This window comes from Paenibacillus sp. MT86, from assembly GCF_058792535.1.
The window spans coordinates 108519-130425 of record NZ_CM179499.1 but is presented as its reverse complement, the minus strand read 5'-3'; the positions used below and the strand labels follow the sequence as shown (position 1 = coordinate 130425).

The following is a 21907-nucleotide window of genomic DNA, read 5'->3' as shown; positions in this document are numbered from 1 at the left end:
TTAATAGCCTCCTTATATATGTAATGAAAATTTCTTTATATTCTACGAAGATATCTGAATCCGTAAATCACCGTTCAATATAAACCCTTCACTCTCGGAACGGATTCTTCCATTCCATCAAGGCCCCGTAATTGCAGGACTCCTCATCCTCCAAATACTCTGCCGCTACCCCGACGGGCGTCCGGCCGCACCGGAGCAGGAAGGTAATTACGGGGTCCTTGAGATCCCCCCTGACAACGGCATCCAAATATTCTACGGCCGACATTTCGTGCGCATGCCGATGATAGCCGGGCATCCGTCCGCCGCCAAGCAGCCGGTCCAGTCCCCTTTCGACGGTCACGTGATACAGCGACTGAATCAGCCATTTGCCGAGCCCAAGCTTGCGAAAGCGCGGCCTGACGCAAATGTCGGCGATGTATAGGGTATTTCCGTCCGGCTGATGCGTGCGGATGTATCCGTTATCCGTGGCCTTCGCCCAGGAGTGGGCAGGCTCCATCGGATCGTACTCCACAATGAGCGAGGTGATGGACCCGGCGAGCATGCCGTCCACTTCAACGCATAGGGCGCCCTCGGGAAACAAGGTGACATGCTGCATCAGCTGTTCCTTGTTCCACCATTGCTCCGGAGGATACGGAGGCGGGAACGTCTCGGATTGAATGGCGATCAGCTCGTCGAAGTCCGCTTCCGTGTAGCCTCGAATAACAACCGGCACCGGCCGGGCGTCGTCGAATACATAAAGCTGTTGATGAAACCGGGCCATTTCCTCTACACCGCCTTTTCCCATTTTATCAAACCATGATAAAAAGACTTACTCCCAATCCGGATACAAATCCGTACGCCGGTCACGCCATGTCGTGACGGAGCCCTTCTCGCGCACTTGATATAATAAATCCAGATCGAGATCGGCGGTAATGATCATGTCGTTGTTCAGCTCTCCCTCGGCCAGCAGGCCCTTCGGCGGGAACGGAATATCGTTCGGCGTAATGATGGCAGCCTGCCCGAAGTTGGCACGCATCAGATCCACGGTAGGCAGCGATCCAACCGTGCCGGTCAGCACCACATAGATTTGATTCTCGATGGAGCGGGCATGGCTGGTATAACGCACGCGGTGGAATCCGTGACGATCATCGGTGCAGGACGGACAGAAAATGACGTCGGCCCCTTTGGCCTTGGCCATGCGCACGATCTCGGGAAATTCGATGTCATAGCAGGTGAGCATCGCGATGGTGCCTTTTTCGGTCTCGAATACTTCGAGCCCTTCGCCGGCCCCCATGTTCCAGCCGGTTATCTCCGAAGGCGTAATATGAATCTTCGCCTGTTCCGCAATGCGGCCGTCCGGATAGAACAGATGCGCCACATTGTACAGCTTCCCTTCCCGGCGAATGACGTGGGTCCCGCCAATGATATGCATGTTATATTGCTTCGCAAAGCCCTGGAACAGCTCGCGGTAACGGTCTGTGAAATCCGGAAGGTCATTGATCGTTAATGCCTGGCCCTGATCGTCCCCGATGGACATCAGCTGCGTCGTGAAAAATTCCGGAAACAGCACAAAATCGGATTCGAACTCCTCCGCCGTTCGGATATAGTGCTCCGATTGACGGGCAAAATCGTCAAAGGATTGAATCGTGTGCAGATGATATTGCACGGCAGAAACGCGAAATTTCATGCTTCTCCTCCTTATGCATGGTTAGATGCTTTCATTATATCGGATTCCGGGCTTAGAGAACATGGGAACATCAAGTCGCCGTCAATGGGAAACCATAATCTTAAGCGCGTCCCTTAAGGTATACGGTTATCATCGACGGTACCTATGCCAAAGAATGCTCGAATTATGAAAAAATACTCGCCATTCATACCCACGCTTAACAATTCTCCTGTATACTGTCGTATGTAAGCCTCTTGTCTATACGATCAATCCCGGCCCTTACAAGCATACACACGAGCCCGTTTTGACTTTAGGGCTATCAGCTTGCCAAACTATAATGTGAGGTGTTCTGTTCACAATGATAACTCGTTCGATGGATTGGCTTCAGCAACATGACCACCTTATCTTCCGCTGGTTAAACCGCAAGATCAGCAACAAAATGGTGGATTCGATGCTCTCGCTGGTCACCCATATGGGGGGTGCTATCTTTACCATTGTGCTGACACTTTCGATAGCGTTTTTTGCACCGGAGCCGTGGGATACGATGGGATGGCAGAGCTTTATCGCACTGTCCCTCAGCTTCCTGATTACGGCTCTCATCAAAAAGAAACTGAGACGCATCCGGCCATACCAGGCATTGGAAAAAGTGAGGTTTGAAAAGAAACCGATGAAGGACCATTCGTTTCCTTCCGGACACTCGACGGCCATATTTTCCATCGTCACGCCATTTCTGTTCGTTACGCCCTGGCTGTCGTTGCTCTTGATCCTGCTGGCCCTTACGGTCAGTCTGTCACGCATTTATCTCGGCTTTCATTATCCTTCCGATTGTCTGGCGGGCTGTTTCGTCGGCACCGCTTCGGCACTACTGATCGTGCTTAGTTAAATAACCAGGCATCCTCGCGCAGTTCTCGCAACTGATGATGGGGGCCTGGTTTTTTTGACCTTCTCATCTGTAGATATCTCACCTAACAACAATTAAACGCCCTTCCTGTATATGCTCCTATCATAAAGCCACAAAAAACATGAAAAAAAATTCGAACCATTCCCGCTGGTAAATCGTACTAACTTATACATTCATAATAAGGAGGTATTTGTTCATTGAAGAAAAGATTATCACGAATGCTGGTAGCCCTGCTCGCGGTTACGATGATCCTTCCAGCCGGAGCCATGGCAGCAGATAACAGCCAGACTGCCGCTGCAGGAGGGGGTCTTGAGAAGATCGCCGCAGAGAAAGCCAAGCTGCTCACCGAGACGTATGGAACGACAAGCGTCCAATATGCCCTGATCGACAACGGCAAGATTACCGTTTCCGGGCAAGCGGGCGTCAATGATATCGAAGGAAAGATTCCGTTGACCGAAGATACGATGTATGGGATCGGCTCCACGAGCAAAGTGTTCACTGCCGCCGCGGTCATGAAATTGGTGGATGACGGGAAGATCAACCTGGATGCGCCTCTCGTTCAGTACATACCCGAATTCACGATGAAGGACGAACGCTACAAAAAAATCACGCCGCGCATGCTGCTTAACCATTCCTCCGGTCTACAGGGCTCAAGCCTGAACAACGCGTTCTTGTTCGAAGATAACGACCCGCATGCACATGACACGCTGCTGAAGCAGTTGTCCACTCAAAACCTCAAAGCAGATCCGGGTGCATTCTCCGTGTATTGCAATGACGGATTCACGCTGGCCGAGATTCTCGTGGAAAAAGTGAGCGGCAAGGATTTTACCGCATTCATTCATGAACATTTTACCGAGCCGTTAAACATGGACCACACCAAGACATCCCAAGACACATTGGATTTAAACCAAATGGCGGGCCTCTATTATCCGGCTCATCAAGGACAGCTGCCTAACGAGACCATCAATGTCATAGGAACCGGCGGCATCTACTCCACGGCCGAAGACCTGGTGCAGTTTGCGCAGATCTTCACCGGGGAAGCCGAGGGAATCCTCTCAGCTGCGTCTGTGAAAGCCATGGAGCAGGAAGAGTATAAAAAAGGCCTGTGGCCAGAAGATGCCGATAATTCGTTCGATTATGGACTTGGCTGGGACAGCGTGAGACTGTTCCCGTTTAACCAATATGACATGAAAGCCGTGACTAAAGGCGGCGACACCATTCTATACCACGCTTCACTCGTTGTGCTTCCGGAGCAGAACATGGCAGCTGCCGTATTATCTTCCGGCGGTTCGAGTTCAACCAACCAATTGCTGGCAAACGAAATTTTGCTGCATACGCTCAAGGAAAAAGGCACCATCAAGGAGTTCAAGCCGGAAAAATCGTTCGGCAAACCGGTCCAAGCGGATATGCCTGACAATATGGCGGAATTCGCCGGTTACTATGGCGTGACGAATCAGCAGATGAAAGTCGACATCAAAGACGGCGAACTGTCCATTACCGTACCGATGATGCCGGACTATCCTGCCGAGAAATATGTATACACCGCGGACGGAACGTTTGTCAGCGCGGATGGCAGCATTAAGGTCAGCTTCGTTAAGGAAAAGAATGATCGCGTCTACCTATGGGTAAGACAATATGTTTCGATTCCTGGACTGGGACAGATGGCCTTGTCGCAATATTCGGCCGAAAAAATGGAAGCGAACCCGCTGTCCAAGGAAACCGCTGCCGCATGGGCGAAGCGGGAAGGCGAAACGTTCTATCCATTGAACGAGAAATTCACATCGCTGATGTACTTCATTACGAAACCGACGGTAGAGATTAACAGCAAGAGCGGCCTGGAAGGATATCTGGTCGACAAGAAGATTATCGATTCGGATACCGCAGTAAGCCAGCATCAGGTTCCGGCGATCGGCAGCCGGGATACGTCCGAATTCCGCTTCTATAAGGAAAAAGGCGTAGAGTATCTCGAGGGCGCTGGATCCCTGTTTATCAGCGGCAAGCATGTGAAGCCATTGTATAAAGGGAAAAAATCCACCGTTACCCTGCAGGCCGACGGCTATGCCAAGTGGTATACCGTACCTGAAGCAGCCGCAGGCAAAACCATGACGGTAACCCTGCCGGCAGAAGGCGCATTCGCCGTATACGACGAGAAGGGCACGGTCGTTAACTACACCGTGGTCAGCGGCTCCAACGAAGTTAAGCTCCCGGCTAACGGAACTGTCGTATTCGCCGGTGCCCCTGGCTCCGCATTCGGCATCACCCTGAAATAACACAAAAGCAAGCAACCCGATTAGCCGCTCGGCTTAAGTTGGGTTGCTTGCTTTTTCACTGTTAAAGGGACCTTGTGAGGTACGCTGCCTGTCCGCTATCACTCCGTAAAAACCGCGAGATTCTCAAGCGTAGAACGGAGGCCTGCTTCGTGATCTTCCTGCCGTATGCCCTCAGGAACGTCCTCGCAAACAACCGCCACCTCAGTGCCTTCCGCAAGTGCTGTCAACGTCCATGTCATTCTCATCTGGCCCCCGTAAGCGGGGTCTTCCGACTCGAATTCAAAACACTGAACGATTTTCTTGTTTGGCACCAACGCCAGGAATTTACCTTGGACGATATCCGTGCCTGCCGATGATTTGCCGAGGTTCGCGTGGTCCGTTCCAATATAGGTGAGCACCATTCGATAAGTCCCGCCTTCACGGGCATCAAAGGTATCAATCTGACCTGACATCCCCTCTGGCGGAAGCCACGACACCCAAGCCTTGGGGTCAGTGAATGCCTGATAAATGGTTTGGGGCGAAGCCTTAATCATCCTCGCGGCAGAGTCAATTCTCTTCTTCCTGGACGAATCTTCCATGATCTAGCCTCCTTATTGGCGTCATAATCCCTTTCAAAAAGATTCCATTCAAATCCGAATCAAGCTTCCTTAAGCTTATAACATATGACTACCAATCATTTCTTCTCAATTGCTCAAAGTTGAAAAAGCAAGCCTTTCCCGATAGCCGTAGGCTTAGGCAGGGAGGGCTTGCTTTTTCTTTGATCGCCGAGGGGCAAAGCCTCGGCTGATCATGTATAGGTGCTGGCCCTCGAGCGACCCGTCAGGGATTTGCTCGAGAGGGCCGCGCTCACGCGAAAAAGCAAGCCTTCCCCGATAGCCGCAAGGCTTAGGTAGGGAGGGCTTGCTTTTTCTTTAACTGCCGAGGGGCAAAGCCTCGGCTGATCATGTATGTTGGGCTGGCCCTCGAGCAACCCGTCAGGGATTTGCCCGAGAGGGCCGCGCTCACGCGAAAAAGCAAGCCGACACCGATAGCCGTTAGGCTTAGGTGGGGGAGGCTTGCTTTTTCTTTAACTGCCGAGGGGCAAAGCCTCGGCTGATCATGTATGTTGGGCTGGCCCTCGAGCAACCCGTCAGGGAATTGCTCGAGAGGGCCGCGTTCACGCGAAAAAGCAAGCCGACACCGATAGCCGTTAGGCTTAGGTGGGGGAGGCTTGCTTTTTCTTTCATCGCCGAGGGGCAAAGCCTCGGCCACATATGGGCGCTCCAGAGGCCACGAGGGCGTCCCCGCAGGGGAGACCGAAGGGTGGCCGGGCACAAGCACAAGCCCCGCTTCGATCCCCACAGCCCCGCTGAACGCCAACGTTGCGGGTGTCCAGAGGGCAGCGCCCTTGGGGCCCTCCCTGGCAGGGAGGGTTTGGGTGGGTGGAATCCCCTACTTCACGAATCCCAGCAGCATCTCGCGAATCAGCTTCGCAGCCACGATCTGGGTCTGCTCGGTCGGATCGTAGATCGGCGCCACTTCCACGAGATCGCAGCCAACAACGTTCACATCGGAGTTTGCAATCAGATGTACGGCTTCCAGCAGCTCTTTCGACGTGATGCCGCCGGCTTCTGCCGTACCGGTGCCCGGTGCGGCAGACGGATCCAGCACGTCGATGTCGATGGTCACGTAGACCGGACGGTTGCCCATGGAAGGCAATGCCTCCTTCAGCGGAGCGGCTACCTCAAACGGGTAGAAATTGATGTTCTCGCGTCCGTACTGGAACTCCTCGCGGGAGCCGGAACGGATGCCGAACTGATAAATGTTCTTGCCGCCCATAATGCCCGCCGCCTTGCGGACCGGCGTGGAGTGGGACAACGGCTCTCCCTCGTAATGCTCGCGCAGGTCGGCATGGGCATCGATATGGATCAGAATGAGATCAGGATACTTCTCATACACCTTCTGAATAATCGGCCACGATACGAGGTGTTCTCCGCCGAGTCCAATCGGGAACTTCCCGTCGTCCAGCAGCTTGCCTACATAATCGCCGATCACTTCAAGACTGCGGCCGGCATTGCCGAAAGGCAGCATCAGATCGCCTGCATCGAAATAAGTGATATCTTCAATGCTCTTATCCAAATACGGGCTGTACTCCTCCAAGCCAACGGATGCTTGGCGGATACGGGCCGGGCCGAAACGGGAGCCGGGACGGTAACTAACCGTGAAGTCCATCGGCATACCGTAGATGACGGCCTTGGATCCTTCATAATCCTCGGAGCTCAGAATAAACACGTTGCCGGAATAACCTTGATCCAGTTTCATCAGTTTATGCGCGCCTCCTTATTTCACCAAGTCTTCTACGAATTTCGGCAGCACGAAGGCGGCTTTATGCAGACGAGGCGAATAGTACTTCGTATCCATCTCATCAATCGTAGACTCGTCCACTTCAAGAGGATCGTATGTTTTGCTGCCCATCGTAAAGGTCCACAGACCGCTTGGGTAGGTTGGAATGTTCGCTCCATAGACACGCACGATCGGGAAGATTTCCTTCACGTCTTTGTTGACCTGCTGAATCAGGTCCGCTTTGAACCACGGATTGTCCGTTTGCGCCACGAAAATACCGTCTTCCTTCAGCGCCTCATAGATCCCTTGATAGAATCCGCGCTCAAACAACGGAGCAGCCGGGCCTACAGGCTCGGTGGAGTCCACCATGATGACATCGTATTCGTTCTTATGCTCGATAATGTGCATATATCCATCGTTAACCAGCACTTCAACCTTCGGATCGTCCAGCTTGCCGGCGATCTCAGGCAAGTACTGCTTCGAATATTCGATAACTTTTCCATCAATTTCAACGAGTACGGCCTTCTCTACGCCCGGATGCTTGATCACTTCGCGAATGACGCCACCGTCTCCTCCGCCGACGACAAGAACCTTCTTCGGATTTGGATGCGTGTTCAGCGCGGGGTGAGCGACCATCTCATGATAGACGAATTCATCCTTAATCGTAGTCATAACCATACCGTCCAGCACGAGCATGCGCCCGAATTCCTCGGTATCGATCATATCCAATTGTTGAAACTCCGTCTTCTCATGTACAAAGGTCTCCCGGATTTTAGCCGTAATGCCAAAAGTCGGGGTTTGCTTCTCTGTGTACCATAATTCCATCGTCACTACCTTCTTTCCGCTAGAATAATGTTCAGCCGTCCAGATCCAAGCCGTAAAACTTTATTCGGGGCAGTTGCCTTTAGCTTACAGTTTCACACTTTTCCTATTGTACCAAACAAATTAGATTATATTAAATCAAGCCCAAATTGCAACCAAAAGTTCCGGCACATGCGAACGGAAGCAAAAACATCGCCCTTTCCGATGAATATCCTGACCGCTGCAGCCCCATACTGTATAGAAAAAGAAGGCAGCCAAGGAGAATTTGAGCACATCTCCATTTTTGGCGGCACAAGGGCCTTGACTCTACAAAAGGACTGGAAGGAGAACATCTGATGCCGGGGCAAAAAAAATCACCCAAGCGCAAACGTCGTTTCGTCCGGCTTGCTACATTTCTGTTCGTACTCCTTGGCATTTCCATCATCGCCGGCGGCATTCTGCTCGCCTATTTATTTATAACGCCGCTGCCGGTCGCGGAAACATCCCGCTACTCCCGTCTGCTGGACAGCCAGGGAGATTTGATCGCCACATTCTCAAGCACGGGACATACATCCGAGCAGGTGAACCTGGCCAACATTTCCCCCCTCCTGGTTCAGGCCACCTTGGCGGTGGAGGACCGAAAATTCTATGATCATCCCGGGTTCGATATGAAGGGCATGGCCAGGGCCGTATTGGTCAACCTGCAGCATATGGATCGCAAACAGGGAGCGAGCACGTTAACCCAGCAGCTTGCACGAAACTTATACCTATCTCATGAAAAGACGTGGACACGAAAACTCAAGGAGGCCAAATTCACCGCCCAGCTTGAGATGAAATATACGAAAGATCAAATTCTCGAAATGTACCTGAACGAAATTTATTACGGTCACGGCGCTTACGGCATCGAGTCGGCGTCGCTGCTGTATTTCGGCAAATCGGCAAAAAACCTGACCTTGGCCGAAAGCGCAATGCTGGCCGGCATTCCGAAGGGGCCCACGTATTACTCGCCCTACAATCATATGGACAACGCGGTCAAAAGACAGCAGATCGTCCTGAATGCCATGGCGGAGACCGGATTCATCACGGAGGCCGAGGCGGATAAAGCCGCTTCGGCCAAGCTTGCCCTGCTCCCGCAGGACCGGCAGGAGAATAAAGTAATTGCCTCCTACTTCCGGGACTATGTCAGGGGTCTCGTCACCAAGCAGTTGAACATCACGGACCAGCAGCTCGAACAGGGCGGCTTGAACATTTATACAACCCTGGATCCTCGGGCCCAGAAAGCAGCCGAAGAGGCCGTATCCGAGGGCATGGACAGCAAGAGCGAGCTGGAGACGGCGCTCGTATCCATCGATCCGCGAAACGGCCACATCAAAGCTATGGTCGGCGGTAAGAATTACCGCGAGAATCAATACAACCACGCGTTGGCCAGAACCAGGCAGCCCGGCTCCTCATTTAAGCCGATTATGTATTTAACGGCCATTGCATCCAAGGAAATGACAAGCACCAGCGTGTTCAACAGCCAGCCTACCCTGTTTCATTACGATAACAATCGCAAAACGTACCAGCCCAGCAACTTCGGCGATAAATATTTAGGCGAAATCCCCATGCGGGAAGCCATTGCCGCCTCGGATAACATCTATGCCGTGAATACCATCATGAAGATCGGCCCGGATAAAGTCGCCGACATGGCGAAAAAGATGGGCATCACGAGTCCGCTGGAGCCTGTCCCTTCGCTGGCCCTGGGCACCTCGCCCGTCAGCCCCCTGGAGATGGCCTCCGCTTACGCCGTCATGGCTAACAGCGGCAAGCGGGTCTCCCCTGTCGCGGTGCTGAGCATCACCGACGCGGCCGGCCGCAGTTTGTATACGGCTCCGGAAGAGGAAGGCGAACAAGTGGTTGAGCCTTCCGCAGCTTACGTGATGACGCGCATGATGGAGGGGGTATTCGAGACCGGCGGAACGGGTAACCGCGTCTCCACCCTGATGAAACGGCCGGTGGCCGGGAAGACGGGCACGACCGACACCGACGCCTGGCTCGTCGGATATACTCCGGAGCTGTCGACGGCGGTATGGGTCGGGTATGACAAAGGACGGGAGATCAGCAAAGTCGACGGACGGCGCGCAGCGCCGATCTTTGCGCAGTATACGGAGAAGGCACTGGAGAACGTGCCGCCCAAAATTTTTCCGATCCCGGATGAGGTCGTCAGCGCGTATGTAGATCCGAAGACGGGCAAGCTTGCAGGCGTCGGCTGTCCGGACAAAATGCTGGAGGTTTTCGTCAAAGGGACGGAGCCCACGGAGTATTGCGACGAACATGAGGGCGGGGAGCCCGCCAAGAAGGCTAACCCTGCAGATGCTGCCGAGAAACAGGAGGAACGTTCCTGGTGGAAGGATTTCAAACGATGGTGGGTCGAATAAACGGATAGCCCGTCACGTCAAAAAACAGCAGGCTCTTTTTCCGGGCGTTCCCGATTAAGAGCCTGCTGTTTTTCTCTTTTTCACGATTCTTTATGTAGATGGCTTCTTATAAAATGCTCATATATTCGATCATGGAGCTGCCCAGAAGCACGATGACGAGCATGACTGCAACGTAGACCAGCAGGATCGCATACAGCGGATCCAGGCCGCCGGCCACTCTTCTCTTGTAGCCGGTCATGACGCATAACGGCACGGTCATCACGGTGCTGATGAACGCTAGAAGGATGATCACCTTGGATATATCGCCATTAAGAAACAGGAACAACAAACTGATCGCATACAACACAAGGTATAGCGGCAGCAATGTGCCGAATCTGGCCATGACTTCTTTCAGCTTCGCAGCCGGGTTAAATGACAGCTTGACTGCAGCGAAGGTAAAGACGTTCAGCAAAAACAAGAAAATCGCGATCCAGACAATAGGCTTCAGGACTAGATCTACAAACGCCCCCTCCGGGAGCCCCTGCAGTTCATGATGAAGCGCTGCGTACAGCGCGAGCGGAAGGAGCACAATATAGAGCAGCATGGATACGATCGCGTTTAGGAACTGGCTGTTGTCCGTTACGGCAGCTGCGCTGAAGGGATGCCTTAGCCCCTTCAGGAAATGGTCCCCATAGAGCTGCCCATACAATTTTAAGCTGGTCCAATAAGGATTCGGCCCCTCTTCCTCTTCGGCATGCTGGCGGCCTGCTGTAGGAAATGAAATATCCGGCGGAGTATACACCGGCAGAGCAGCTTCTCCTTGGCGCACATGAGAAATCTCCCTATTTATGCTTCCGCCTCGCCTGGCGACGCCGTAAATTTCCGACGCAGCAGCTTGCTCCTTCATGGCCGCAAAGACGGGGGAATCCTCGATAATCAGCCTGGCCCCGCATTTCTTGCAATATTTCCCATCTCCCGTTTCATATCGACATATCGGACAAGTCATACTCCGGCCTCCCCTGTTTATACACATCCGCAAATCGAAGGATAGGTATTAGATAATGTACACATTCGAGTCGAAACGATGGCCCGTACAGGATATGATCCAGCGCTTGAGGCGCCTGGGCCGCAGATACTCTTCCTGTGCGAATTTCACATCTTTTTGCTAATAGTATAAGTTGGCGTGAAATGAAATGGAAGGATTTTCTGAGCGGCCGCTGCGCCTAACGCTGGAATTGGTTCATATGATAGGACTCGCCGGATCATAACCTGCGCTGTGAAAAGCTTGTGAACAATCAAATATTCGTTTGAATATCATGTGTAAATCGGGTATATTATGACTAACAATCAAATCAACGTTTGAATATATAGAATAAAGAGCACTAATTGCTCCTATTTCAAGGAGGTTGATCTTATGAATGTCCGAACAATGAGAGAGGACGTGGCTCTGGAGCTGTGTGAAACGGAATGTCCTTCAACCGAGAGGGTTGCTTTGTTAAAAGAAACGGTTTCGGATGATGATATGCTCGGCATGGCCGAGATCTTCAAGGCGCTCGCCGACCCGACGCGGGTCAAGGTAGCCTATATGCTGGACCGCGGCGGCGAGTTATGCGTTTGCGACGTGGCTGAAGTTTTCGGAAGCTCCACCGCAACAGCCTCCCATCATTTGCGCACGCTGAAGAACAAGAATATCGCCAAATCGCGCAAGGCGGGTAAGAATGTATACTATTCGCTAAAAGACGACCATATCCGGACTTTGCTTCATATGACGCTGGAGCACCAGAAGGAGAGGGTGTAGATGAGCACGGACAACCATCAGCAATCCAAAACATCTCCTGAAGCAGGTGGCAGCAAACTTGTTGAATACAAGGTCCAGGGCCTCTCGTGCCCGAACTGCACCCGTGAAATGCAGGAGGAGATCCAGAAGCTCGACCATGGAGGCGACGCCCGGCTGAGTTACAACAGCGGAAAGCTGACCCTTTCCCCCCAGGTGAACCTAAACCGGGTAGAAACCATTTTGAAAAGTGATGGAGCCCGAATCGTTTACGCTCCCCAAACAGCCCATTCGGCTGCCGGCGCTGATGTTCGGCCCGCCTCTTCGCCGCACGCTCATGGTCCGTCAGATGAACACGACCACGGACAAAGCCATGGACATGAACATGGACATGAACACAGCCATGGCAGCGAACGAAAAATGAAGTGGCTGCTGTCCATCTCGGCTGCGTTTTATCTGCTGACTTTTCTATTAGAAGGGAAAGCCGCCGAGTCGGTTGTGATCGCATTATATGCTGGTGCCATGATATTGAGCGGGTATACGACGTTTTTGCGCGGACTGCGTAACCTGACCCGCTTCAAATTCAATATGGATACCCTGATGACCGTTGCCCTCGTAGGTGCCGTCATTATCGGGGAATGGCGGGAAGCCACGCTCGTTGCCATTCTGTTCGGCCTCAATGAGCTGCTGGAAGGCTACGGCATGAACCGTGCCCGCCAGTCCATGGAAGCGCTGCTGGCCGCAGCGCCGAAGGAAGCCGAGCTTTGGGTAGACGGCCAAACCAAACGCGTGCCGATCGAGAGCCTCTCTCCCGGAGACGTTGTCCGGGTAAGACCAGGCGAGAAAATTCCTTCGGACGGAGCCATAACCCAGGGAACCGGCGCGGTGAACGAAGCTGCCATAACCGGAGAATCGGTGCCTGTTACGAAACGGGAGGGCGACGCCGTCTTTGGCGGCAGCGTAAGTACCGACGGCGTGCTCTACATCGCCATATCGAAGGCCTATCAGGATTCCTCCCTGGCCAAGATCATGCATCTTGTGCAGGAGGCGCAGGACAGCAAGACGCCGACGGAGCTATTCATCGATAAATTTGCTAAATACTATACGCCCGCCATTATGATCATCGCGTTGGCTGTTGCGCTGATTCCTCCGTTGCTGCTGAATCAGCCCTGGATGACCTGGGTCTACCAGGGGCTGTCCATTCTCATTGTCGGGTGCCCTTGCTCGCTCGTGCTCTCTTCGCCGATAGCGCTGGTTAGCGGGATGACCCGCGCGGCACGCAACGGCATTCTAATCAAAGGCGGAGTCCATCTGGAGCAGCTTGGACGCCTGGAAGCCGTCGCTTTCGACAAGACGGGAACCCTGACCAAGGGCGAGCCGGCCGTCTACGCGGAAACCGTATATGATGAAGATAAATTTTATGCCGTGGTAGGCGCGCTGGAGCATTCCTCTCTCCATCCGTTGGCCAAAGCCGTCATGAAACATCTGGAGATCAAGCAGCCGCAATGCATGTTTAATGAACCTCGACAGATAACGGTGCTGCCGGGTGAAGGCATTCGGGCTGAAATCGGAGGGAAGCTGTTCTGGGTGGGCAGCGAGGAAGTGCTGAAGCATGTGAACGGCCCTCAAGATCATATCCGTGCCGTTGAGGATGACATTCGGAGAATGAAGGCCCAGGGGTACACGATCGTTGCCGCCGTAAGCGAGGAGCGCGTATTAGGTCAATTCGGTCTTGCCGATGAGATCAGGCCGGAGACCGAAGCCGTTGTCCGCAAGCTTCACGAGGCTGGAATCGCGGATACGGTGATGCTGACGGGCGACCATGAGCAGTCGGCGCAGGCGATAGCGAAACAATCCGGCGTATCGCGGGTGTTCGCAAGCCTGCTGCCGGAACAGAAGGTTGCCAAAATCAAGGAGCTTAGCTCCCGCAAAAAGACCGGCATGGTCGGCGATGGCATTAACGACGCCCCTGCATTGGCCGCTGCCGATCTGGGCATCGCAATGGGAAAAGGAACGGACAGCGCCATCGAAACCGCCGACATCGTATTGATGCAGGATCACCTTGGTAAGCTGCCCGGGGCCATCAAGACGGCAAGACGAGTCAACCGGATTATTAAATGGAACATCGGACTTTCCTTGTCGCTGAAGGCCATCGCTCTGCTGCTAACGATTCCGGGCTGGCTGACCCTATGGATCGCGATCATATCGGACATGGGGGCCACCATTATCGTTACCCTGCTGGGTCTCACCATTCTGCTTGGCAAGGATCAGGAACTGCAATCAGGACATTGACATAAACCGGAGCTGCGTCCCTTCTGGGCAGCTCCGGTTTTTTAGGTTCGGACGCTCCCTCTCCCCTCAGCTTTGCTTCATCACATATATCATTTTTTACATGATTTTTTTGATTTGATGAAACATTTCCCATTATTTAGTCGTTTATATAGGCGGGAGTGAAAACCAGAAGGAGGAAAGACATGAAATCCGTACAGATCATCAAACTAGCAGGTACCGCATCCATAGCATTGTCTTTAATGCTTACATCCTCATCGCTCGTAACCATTCCTGCCCATGCGGCAGCGGCCTCCACATCGCAGAGCAAGGCAGCCTGGAGCACGCTCGATGTGAAGCATAAACCTTATACGAAAAAAGGCGTCGTGTTCATTCCGCTGAAGGAAGTTTCCGAACAGCTGCAGCTGCAGCTGTCGATCCCTGGAAAGAACGAGCTGTACATTAACAGCCCGACCCAGTCTGTTCGTGTGATTATTGGAAATTCGCGCGCCGTCAATGCCAAGGGTACCGCTCTGAAGCTTGAGGCGGCTCCGGTTGTGAAGAAAGGCGTGACTTATGTTCCCGCCAGCCTGATTACCAAAGGTTTCGGCATTCAGTTGAAGTACGACAGCAAATCCGGACTTCGAACCACCTTTGATTCCTGGTCCCAATACGCTTATGCCTCCAAGGCCAATATGCTGTTCTGGGTAAATCGCGAGACCGGTATGCTGTCCATGGGGAAAGCCGGAACGACGCCAACGAAAGTCGGCATTCTCCCGATCGAGGATATCGATCAAGTGGGCTTGAACGCACATCGCATCAACAGCAATACCTATGTCGTCGACTTGTCCAATTATTACGGGGAACCCCATATCCATGAAGGAAGATATCGGGTGCTCATTCAGGACATGAAAATTCTGAAGCTTTCCAAAACGAATCACACCAATTTTGCCGGGATCAACTACCGTCCGGACCAACTCAGCTACAAAGGCAAAGTTGCCATGATGAATGGCAGTACGCTAGAGCTGGTTCATCCGATGGGCAAAACGGTAAAAACCTACGATCTGGCCGCCCTCACCGGTGTTGACGATCATTTTATTGTGGAAGCAATCGAACAGGACTTCCTGCTCGTCCGTCCTTATACGAAGGCAACCCTGTATATTGTTGAACCGACAGGCAAGTCCGCAGAACTTATCTATCCCGATCTTTTGGACGAGGAGAGCATCAAGGCTATTGAGGAGATGCCGCCAAACGAAGTGGGTTTCATCGGAGACGGCCTTACGTATGACGGATATGCCGGCGGCAAGCTGAAGCTTCAATACGAAAATCCGTTTCTTGATATAAAGAAAAAGCTGACCTACGCCCTTCCATTCTAACCGTAGCAATCACAAAAAGACCGGCGGATTCATGCACGAATCCTACCGGTCTTTCCTTATGTCCGCATCTAGAAAAATGCTTATTTATGGTATCATTCCGCGGTTTGAAGAGCTTCTCTAAACTCCTCCGGCGAGGCATTCCACCATTCCTCGTTACGGGAGATCAGCAGTTCGCGCAGCGCTTTCTTCTCCACGTCGCCAAGCCCATCCAGAATAATCTTGCGCTTCATCGCCGCATCCATTTTATTCACATGGTCGGCGAGGATTTTCCAGCCGCGCCGGGCTTCATGGTCGATCCACATTTCGCACGCGGTCATGCCTGCATAATGCTGTCCTTCCGCGGTACGGTCTACAGCTACCCACACGATCCACACCTGGCGTCCGTTGGGCACTTCATCCCGGTTCATGCTGAAACGGATGCCCTTCTCCACCTTGCTCTTTGCATGCATGGCTCCAATATCCACTCGCGCCTCGCCATTGTCGATGATGACAGGCGACAAACTGTTCAGATCGATGGAGCCGGATCCAAACCCCTTATGCTTACTCTTGCTATTGATAATATTCAACGCAATGGGTTTCTTCGCACCCTGCTTCTGATCTTCGTTCTCCACTGCTGCCGACCTCCTATATCAGAGCCGATTCTCACGTATCAGCCGCTTAATTGATAACCATGTCCCAATAATTTTATTTTAACTAATAATCCCCCAAAAGCAAACATATACATGCACTAGATGCTTGTCAACGGGAGGTTGTTCGATATGGTCCCACCACGTGCCAAAGTCTTTCTATCATCCCTGCTTGCCCTTGGTTTGCTTGCAGGATCGATGCCGATATTTCTGAATCCAGGGTCCTCAGCGTCTGTCCTTGCCCCAAATGCGGGCAAGCCCTCTGCCTCTGCCGTGGAGAAGGCCCCGCTCTCACCGCCTAAGGTGCAGCCTGATACTCCCGCTCCGGCCCTAAGCGACCGGCTGGTGGAATATCACATGGATGTTCGGTACGAGCCTGAGGAGAACAAGCTTAAGGGCAAGCAGACACTCACTTGGACTCACCCAGGCAAAAAAAGCGTAAATGAGCTGTACTTTCATCTGTATCCCAATGCCTTTGCTTCCGATGAAACGACCTTTATGAAGGAATCGGGCGGCAGGCTTCGTTCCGACCCCATGCCGGACGACGGGTACGGCTCCATGACCATTACCAATGTGAAAACGACGGAAGGACTGGCCCTTACCCACCGCCTTCAATTCGTCCAACCCGATGACGGGAACATCAAGGATCACAGCCTTGTCAAACTAAGATTGCCCAAACCCATCAAGGGCGGGGAGAGCATCACCATTCACATGGAATTTGAAGTCGAGCTTCCCAAAATATTCGCGCGCATGGGTACCACCGAGAATTTTATTATGGCTGGCCAATGGTTTCCTAAAGTATCGGTCTATGAACCGGCCGGACTTCGCGGAAGAGCCGAGGAAGGATGGAATCTTCATCAATACCACGGCAACTCCGAGTTCTACTCCAACTTCGGCATTTACAGCGTTCGCATCCGGGTGCCCGAGAATTACATTGTCGCCGCGACCGGATTCCCGACCAAGCCTGCCCAAAAGTCGAACGGGGAAAAAATTTATCAATTCTATGCCGATGATGTGCATGATTTTGCCTGGTCGGCCTCGCCCAACTTTGTCACGGCCGAGGAGGCCTTCTCGGCACCGGGCGTGCCGGGCGTCCGCATCAAGCTGTATCTCGATCCGGCCCATAAAGACCTGAAGGACCGTTACTTTGATGCCGCCAAGTCGGCACTGGCTTCGTTTGGTAAATGGTACGGAACCTATCCTTATTCCACGTTGTCCATCGTCGTCCCGCCGGAGTCGGGCAACGGTGCAGGCGGCATGGAATACCCGACGCTGGTCACGGCCTTCGGGGCCAAGAACGATTCGCCGGGTTATGAGCTCGAACGGACCGTCATTCACGAGATCGCCCACCAATATTTTTACGGAATGATCGCAAGCAACGAATTTGAGGAAGCATGGCTGGACGAGGCCTTTGCAACCTATGCAGAAGAAAGAGTGATGGAGAAGGAATACGGCATTACCTCCAACACCGCTGCTCAAGGAGCATCGATTACCTCCCCTGCCCCGCTGAAGATGGAGTCCTGGAAATACAGCTCACACGAGAACTACGCGCTGAATGTTTACACGAGAGGCAAGCTGGTGCTGCAAGGCATTGAACGGCAGGTCGGTCCACAGATGATGGGGAAAATCATGCATACCTATGCCCAGAAATACCGTTTCAAGCACCCAACCACGTCTGATTTTCAGAAAGTCGTCGAGCAAGTAAGCAAAACCTCCTGGCAATCGTATTTTGACCAATATGTATATGGAAGCCAAATGGCCGACGTCGCCATCGATGTGATCAAAACCAAAAATAAAGGCACGTCAGACCATCCGCGGTATGAATCCACGGTCAAGATTACGAGCAAGGACGGAGATATAACCGATGTGCCTATCGTGTTCGCCTTTGAAGACGGCAAAACGGTGGAGCGAACCTGGAGCGGCAAGGACGGAAAAGTTACGTACACCCTGGAGTACAGCACCCCGCTCGCCTGGGCCATGGTTGATCCGAAATACTCCATCGTTCTGGAGAATAGACACATCAATAACTATATGAAGGCAGGAATGGATCCGAAGGTGGTCACACGCTGGAATCTCAGTATTACCAAGCTTGTGGAGACGTTGTTCGGCAGCCTGTCATGGTGAGGGGGGAGCACATGAAAAGTTATGCAGGCCAAGGGTGGATCAGTGTTAAAGACCAATTATACGTCTCCATTCTGCTGTTCTTGTACCGCATGCTGTGGGGATATTGCCTGTACCGGCTTGTAAAATCGGCAGTCGTCCCCCTGCTGATGCGATATCCGGATTCTGCCCCTAACGAGCTTAGTCGCCTGTTATTCTTCTACGAGGGCGAGATGAGTCTATCGTTAAGCGGCACGGTCCATACCTATGGTTGGCTTCTGGCCGCTCTGCTCCTGATCCGGATGGTATGTACCCCGCTCATTCGGGCAGGCATCTTCTATAACCTCCACCAGGAGGCCAAGGGCGAGCGCGGATTATTCTTCTTCACCGGCATGCAGAAGCTATGGAAGCCCGTTACGGTATTTTATCTGATCGAACTTGTTCTTACCTTTGTGCCCGGATACTGGATTCTGCCCAAAATCCTTCCGATCCTGCTGAACGGGATCCATGAGCCGGTTCTGCTGCTTCATGCGCTGCCTCATGCAGCCGGCTGGTTTCTGTACGCCTATCTGATTCGCCTGTTATTGCTCTATATGCAATTCGGCCGTACGGACAATTCCGGCATGATCAGCTCCATTCTTGCGCTCTTCCGCCGACTGGGCACGGCTGTGCTGTTATCCCTTACCGTTGGCGGATCGGCCTGCGTCATTCTTTTGTTCCTGAGCTCGGCATCGCTCTTCTGGGCGGGATTGATCGGCTTGATTATTCAGCAAGCCTCTTATTTTCTGAATGGACTCTTCCAAATTTGGGTAATTTCCGCCCAATACCATTTGTGGCGGGATTCTTCCTCGCAGCATGCCTAATCGTTACATTTCGTTACCATCATATGATAAACAAGCTCGTAAATATGCTGTAATCGGAAGCGACACATTTCTCTCTCGGACTTGATTTTACAAAGAATAGAAGTTTATTTTTCCTCAATATTACATTTTCCGATGGCCAAATTACAAAAAAACCTGATTCCGCATGATGGGGACAGGTTTTTTTGTATAAAAATGAGCTTTCCTCATTTGCCAAATTGTTAATACTCTGCTAAAATAACGAATATGTTAGTAACAACTTTGTCATCTTTACTGTAACTTTTTGCTGGAACTATGTAATTTCGTTAAGCATGTTGGAACGTCAGACGTCAATGAATGGGTTCATCAACATTTTAAGGAGCCGAATTCCCATGATTGGGAAGCGGGGGATCCGTTTTGGGTGAATTGATCTCGCAAGAGAGGGATCATAGGGGACCTTCAACCGAACCCTTAAGCTAACCTCGCAGGCAATGGAAGGAGCTTTTTGTTTTGAAAAAGAAGTTAACGGCCATTTCTCTAGGCCTGGCCCTCGCACTCACATTAGGGACCGGAAGCGCTTTCGCCGATTCCAAATTAAATACTGCAATCAAACCAGCCATTGGTGTCTCTTATAAAACAGGTGGAACCACAACGAATGGTTTTGACTGCTCCGGATTCACCAGCTATATCTACAAGAAACTTGGTCTAAGCCTGCCGCGCACGTCTGGAGCTCAATACAAAGTCGGTACGGCCGTAGCCAAGAGCAAGCTGAAAGCTGGCGATCTCGTGTTCTTCAACACATCCGGCAGAGGTGTATCTCATGTGGGTATTTATGTTGGGGGCGGCAAATTCGCTCATTCCTCATCCTCGCGCGGTGTCATCATCAGTCCGCTGAGCCAGAGCTATTACGCCAATCGATACGTAGGTGCTAAGCGAGTCATGAGTCAGTCTACGTACAAGTCTGTAGCTGTGAACTACAATTAATTATTGGAACTTCATTGATTTATCCTTTACAAGAAGCCCTGGGCGTATGAGATTGTGCCGATCTCATCCAGCGGCTTTTTCTTTTGTCTGCTCTGTGTATACCTTTATAACGTTTGGGACAACGAAAAAGTTCCCACTTTTCGAGAAAAAAAGAAAATTATTATGCAAATTCTCTTCGCATCCTCAAGTCATTGCATCTTCTACCCTTTATATACCCTCCTCTCCCTTCATTAAACACCCTAATGGAAAAATATTGATTTTATTTTCTGAGGACTACTACGAGCAGCGATACGTAGGTGCCGAGCGCATCATGAGCAACGATCAGTATGAAAAGTCGACCGGAGAATCCTCCTAAGCTTCGATGTCTTATCCTCGTCCTGCCCATACATATCCGTTTGCCCGTCAAAGGAGACCTACTTCTCTTGGACGGGCTTTTTGATGCGGCTAGAATGTTCGAGGAATAGGGTATAATTTAATTTGTAATTACGACAGGGGGACTTTGCCAATGGATGCAGCACCGATTTCATTTCACACGGTGGTCATGCGTGAAGAGCATGCGAAAGAAATATGCGCCTGGACCTATCCTCCTCCCTATAACATTTACGGTTTTCTTCCCTGGGAGCAGATGAAGGGGCTTGAGATCGAGTTTGGGGATCCGGACATCCGCCGGGAGCAGTACATTTCGATTTTGGATGAACGGAAGACGCTATGGGGATTTGCCCAACTGTTTCCGATGCATGAGGTTACGCGAATCGGGCTGGGCATGCGGCCTGATTGGTGCGGACGCGGAATGGGTAAACGGTTTATGCAGACGATTGTCCAGGAAGCGAGGAGGAGGCGGCCTGACGATGAGATCGACCTGGAGGTAATGACCTGGAATGAGCGCGCGATCCGCGCATACGAAAAGGCCGGGTTTCATATCACCGATACGTACGAGCGCCTTACACCGACGGGAAACTCCCTTTTCCACTGCATGGTGTATGAGCCTCCGGTTAATGAGGAATAGTAATCTTTGTCTATATGAAAAAGCACAATTCTGTGTACTTTTTATGAAGGTGCGCGGTATAGTTGCTTTTTTTGTCACAACTGGCTATGCTGTCTATGGATGTTGGTTTATAATGGAGACAAGTGCAAAAGTGCAGTATACATAGAAGGGACGATATGACGATGCAAAAATGGATCATGAGCGGATTGTTCTTCGTCGCATGTGCGTTGGCTATTGCGCTGATGTTTACGCTCCCAGGCAAGGAACAGGTAGCTCAGGAAGAGAAGCCGACTATGCCGGAAGTGACTCTGGATGCTGCCGCAGCCGAAGCCACACTGAAAGCAAGCTGCATCAGCTGTCATGGTGACCAACTTCAAGGCGGCGCTGGACCGGCTTTGAATCAAGTAGGCGGACACATGGATGCGGACGCGATCTTCAACGTTGTAACCAAAGGCCGTAAGGGTATGCCTTCCTTTAAGGATCAACTTAAGCCTGAAGAAATCGCAAACATCGCGCTGTACCTTGCTGAGAAAAAATAAATCAGCTTATACGCAAAACACGCTTGAACCTGGAGAACCTCCCGGCGCAAGCGTGTTTTTACATATTGGGGAGCTATGACC

The 21907-nt window shown here is 51.9% G+C and carries 18 protein-coding genes and 1 riboswitch; of the genes, 11 read left to right on the top strand and 7 right to left on the bottom strand.

Translation table 11 applies throughout. From position 1 onward, the window contains the following. Positions 1-88: 88 nt before the first annotated feature. On the bottom strand, positions 89-760 hold the full coding sequence (locus AC3RCL_RS00590; protein ID WP_492534133.1) for a GNAT family N-acetyltransferase: 672 nt from the start codon (positions 758-760) through the stop codon (positions 89-91). Positions 761-808: 48 nt separating this feature from the next. After that, a complete protein-coding gene (locus tag AC3RCL_RS00585; RefSeq protein WP_492534131.1) occupies positions 809-1666 on the bottom strand; it encodes a carbon-nitrogen hydrolase family protein in 858 nt (285 codons plus the stop codon). Positions 1667-2003: 337 nt separating this feature from the next. Here AC3RCL_RS00585 and AC3RCL_RS00580 point away from each other — a divergent pair, with 337 nt between their 5' ends. Both AC3RCL_RS00580 and AC3RCL_RS00575 read left to right on the top strand, forming a co-directional pair. After that, on the top strand, positions 2004-2528 hold the full coding sequence (locus tag AC3RCL_RS00580; RefSeq protein WP_090914378.1) for a phosphatase PAP2 family protein: 525 nt from the start codon (positions 2004-2006) through the stop codon (positions 2526-2528). A 215-nt stretch (positions 2529-2743) separates the two neighbouring features. Further along, entirely contained in the window at positions 2744-4816 is a 2073-nt protein-coding gene (locus AC3RCL_RS00575; protein WP_492534129.1) for a serine hydrolase domain-containing protein, read from the top strand. Positions 4817-4914: 98 nt separating this feature from the next. Here AC3RCL_RS00575 and AC3RCL_RS00570 read toward each other — a convergent pair whose 3' ends face one another. The 3 genes from AC3RCL_RS00570 to speE all read right to left on the bottom strand — a co-directional run bounded on the left by AC3RCL_RS00570 (position 4915) and on the right by speE (position 7963). After that, positions 4915-5394: an SRPBCC domain-containing protein gene (locus AC3RCL_RS00570; protein WP_452520792.1), complete on the bottom strand. Its 480-nt coding sequence runs from the start codon at positions 5392-5394 to the stop codon at positions 4915-4917. 853 nt (positions 5395-6247) lie between these two features. Continuing rightward, the gene (gene speB / locus AC3RCL_RS00565; protein ID WP_012818361.1) at positions 6248-7117 is read right to left on the bottom strand and encodes an agmatinase; all 870 of its coding nucleotides are present in this window, start codon (positions 7115-7117) and stop codon (positions 6248-6250) included. 18 nt (positions 7118-7135) lie between these two features. Next, positions 7136-7963, bottom strand: a complete 828-nt coding sequence (speE, locus tag AC3RCL_RS00560) for a polyamine aminopropyltransferase (RefSeq protein WP_012818360.1) — start codon at positions 7961-7963, stop codon at positions 7136-7138. 332 nt (positions 7964-8295) lie between these two features. Between speE and AC3RCL_RS00555 the strand changes: the two genes are divergently transcribed. Then, positions 8296-10356, top strand: coding sequence for a transglycosylase domain-containing protein (locus AC3RCL_RS00555; protein ID WP_492534126.1), 2061 nt, complete (start codon positions 8296-8298; stop codon positions 10354-10356). A gap of 106 nt (positions 10357-10462) precedes the next feature. On the opposite strand, the gene AC3RCL_RS00550 is transcribed toward AC3RCL_RS00555, so the two are convergent. After that, on the bottom strand, positions 10463-11341 hold the full coding sequence (locus AC3RCL_RS00550) for a hypothetical protein (RefSeq protein ID WP_375122092.1): 879 nt from the start codon (positions 11339-11341) through the stop codon (positions 10463-10465). A gap of 408 nt (positions 11342-11749) precedes the next feature. Between AC3RCL_RS00550 and AC3RCL_RS00545 the strand changes: the two genes are divergently transcribed. The 3 genes from AC3RCL_RS00545 (at position 11750) to AC3RCL_RS00535 (ending at position 15753) form a co-directional block, all read left to right on the top strand. Then, positions 11750-12133: an ArsR/SmtB family transcription factor gene (locus tag AC3RCL_RS00545; protein WP_492534123.1), complete on the top strand. Its 384-nt coding sequence runs from the start codon at positions 11750-11752 to the stop codon at positions 12131-12133. Continuing rightward, positions 12134-14401 carry a heavy metal translocating P-type ATPase gene (locus AC3RCL_RS00540; RefSeq protein WP_492534121.1) on the top strand — a complete coding sequence of 756 codons (2268 nt, stop codon included), beginning with the start codon at positions 12134-12136 and terminating at the stop codon, positions 14399-14401. Between the two features lie 182 nt (positions 14402-14583). Next, the gene (locus tag AC3RCL_RS00535; RefSeq protein ID WP_492534119.1) at positions 14584-15753 is read left to right on the top strand and encodes a copper amine oxidase N-terminal domain-containing protein; all 1170 of its coding nucleotides are present in this window, start codon (positions 14584-14586) and stop codon (positions 15751-15753) included. 92 nt (positions 15754-15845) lie between these two features. Here AC3RCL_RS00535 and AC3RCL_RS00530 read toward each other — a convergent pair whose 3' ends face one another. Then, a complete protein-coding gene (locus tag AC3RCL_RS00530) occupies positions 15846-16364 on the bottom strand; it encodes a YwhD family protein (RefSeq protein ID WP_009595531.1) in 519 nt (172 codons plus the stop codon). Between the two features lie 147 nt (positions 16365-16511). Here AC3RCL_RS00530 and AC3RCL_RS00525 point away from each other — a divergent pair, with 147 nt between their 5' ends. The 5 genes from AC3RCL_RS00525 (at position 16512) to AC3RCL_RS00505 (ending at position 21826) form a co-directional block, all read left to right on the top strand. Further along, positions 16512-18503, top strand: coding sequence for a M1 family metallopeptidase (locus tag AC3RCL_RS00525; protein ID WP_012818353.1), 1992 nt, complete (start codon positions 16512-16514; stop codon positions 18501-18503). Between the two features lie 11 nt (positions 18504-18514). After that, entirely contained in the window at positions 18515-19342 is an 828-nt protein-coding gene (locus tag AC3RCL_RS00520) for a hypothetical protein (protein WP_492534116.1), read from the top strand. A gap of 346 nt (positions 19343-19688) precedes the next feature. Beyond that, a riboswitch (cyclic di-AMP (ydaO/yuaA leader) is annotated at positions 19689-19824 on the top strand. 4 nt (positions 19825-19828) lie between these two features. Then, entirely contained in the window at positions 19829-20302 is a 474-nt protein-coding gene (locus tag AC3RCL_RS00515; protein WP_012818351.1) for a C40 family peptidase, read from the top strand. Between the two features lie 505 nt (positions 20303-20807). Then, on the top strand, positions 20808-21308 hold the full coding sequence (locus tag AC3RCL_RS00510; RefSeq protein WP_492534114.1) for a GNAT family N-acetyltransferase: 501 nt from the start codon (positions 20808-20810) through the stop codon (positions 21306-21308). Between the two features lie 161 nt (positions 21309-21469). Further along, the gene (locus tag AC3RCL_RS00505; RefSeq protein WP_006207476.1) at positions 21470-21826 is read left to right on the top strand and encodes a c-type cytochrome; all 357 of its coding nucleotides are present in this window, start codon (positions 21470-21472) and stop codon (positions 21824-21826) included. Positions 21827-21907: the final 81 nt, after the last annotated feature.

Coding starts and splice junctions, on each gene's coding strand:
- AC3RCL_RS00525 (WP_012818353.1), top strand. CDS start 16,512: ATGGTCCCACCACGTGCCAAAGTCTTTCTATCATCCCTGCTTGCCCTT.
- AC3RCL_RS00570 (WP_452520792.1), bottom strand. CDS start 5,394: ATGGAAGATTCGTCCAGGAAGAAGAGAATTGACTCTGCCGCGAGGATG.
- speE (WP_012818360.1), bottom strand. CDS start 7,963: ATGGAATTATGGTACACAGAGAAGCAAACCCCGACTTTTGGCATTACG.
- speB (WP_012818361.1), bottom strand. CDS start 7,117: ATGAAACTGGATCAAGGTTATTCCGGCAACGTGTTTATTCTGAGCTCC.
- AC3RCL_RS00520 (WP_492534116.1), top strand. CDS start 18,515: ATGAAAAGTTATGCAGGCCAAGGGTGGATCAGTGTTAAAGACCAATTA.
- AC3RCL_RS00510 (WP_492534114.1), top strand. CDS start 20,808: ATGGATGCAGCACCGATTTCATTTCACACGGTGGTCATGCGTGAAGAG.
- AC3RCL_RS00585 (WP_492534131.1), bottom strand. CDS start 1,666: ATGAAATTTCGCGTTTCTGCCGTGCAATATCATCTGCACACGATTCAA.
- AC3RCL_RS00580 (WP_090914378.1), top strand. CDS start 2,004: ATGATAACTCGTTCGATGGATTGGCTTCAGCAACATGACCACCTTATC.
- AC3RCL_RS00590 (WP_492534133.1), bottom strand. CDS start 760: ATGGCCCGGTTTCATCAACAGCTTTATGTATTCGACGACGCCCGGCCG.
- AC3RCL_RS00505 (WP_006207476.1), top strand. CDS start 21,470: ATGCAAAAATGGATCATGAGCGGATTGTTCTTCGTCGCATGTGCGTTG.
- AC3RCL_RS00550 (WP_375122092.1), bottom strand. CDS start 11,341: ATGACTTGTCCGATATGTCGATATGAAACGGGAGATGGGAAATATTGC.
- AC3RCL_RS00540 (WP_492534121.1), top strand. CDS start 12,134: ATGAGCACGGACAACCATCAGCAATCCAAAACATCTCCTGAAGCAGGT.
- AC3RCL_RS00535 (WP_492534119.1), top strand. CDS start 14,584: ATGAAATCCGTACAGATCATCAAACTAGCAGGTACCGCATCCATAGCA.
- AC3RCL_RS00545 (WP_492534123.1), top strand. CDS start 11,750: ATGAATGTCCGAACAATGAGAGAGGACGTGGCTCTGGAGCTGTGTGAA.
- AC3RCL_RS00555 (WP_492534126.1), top strand. CDS start 8,296: ATGCCGGGGCAAAAAAAATCACCCAAGCGCAAACGTCGTTTCGTCCGG.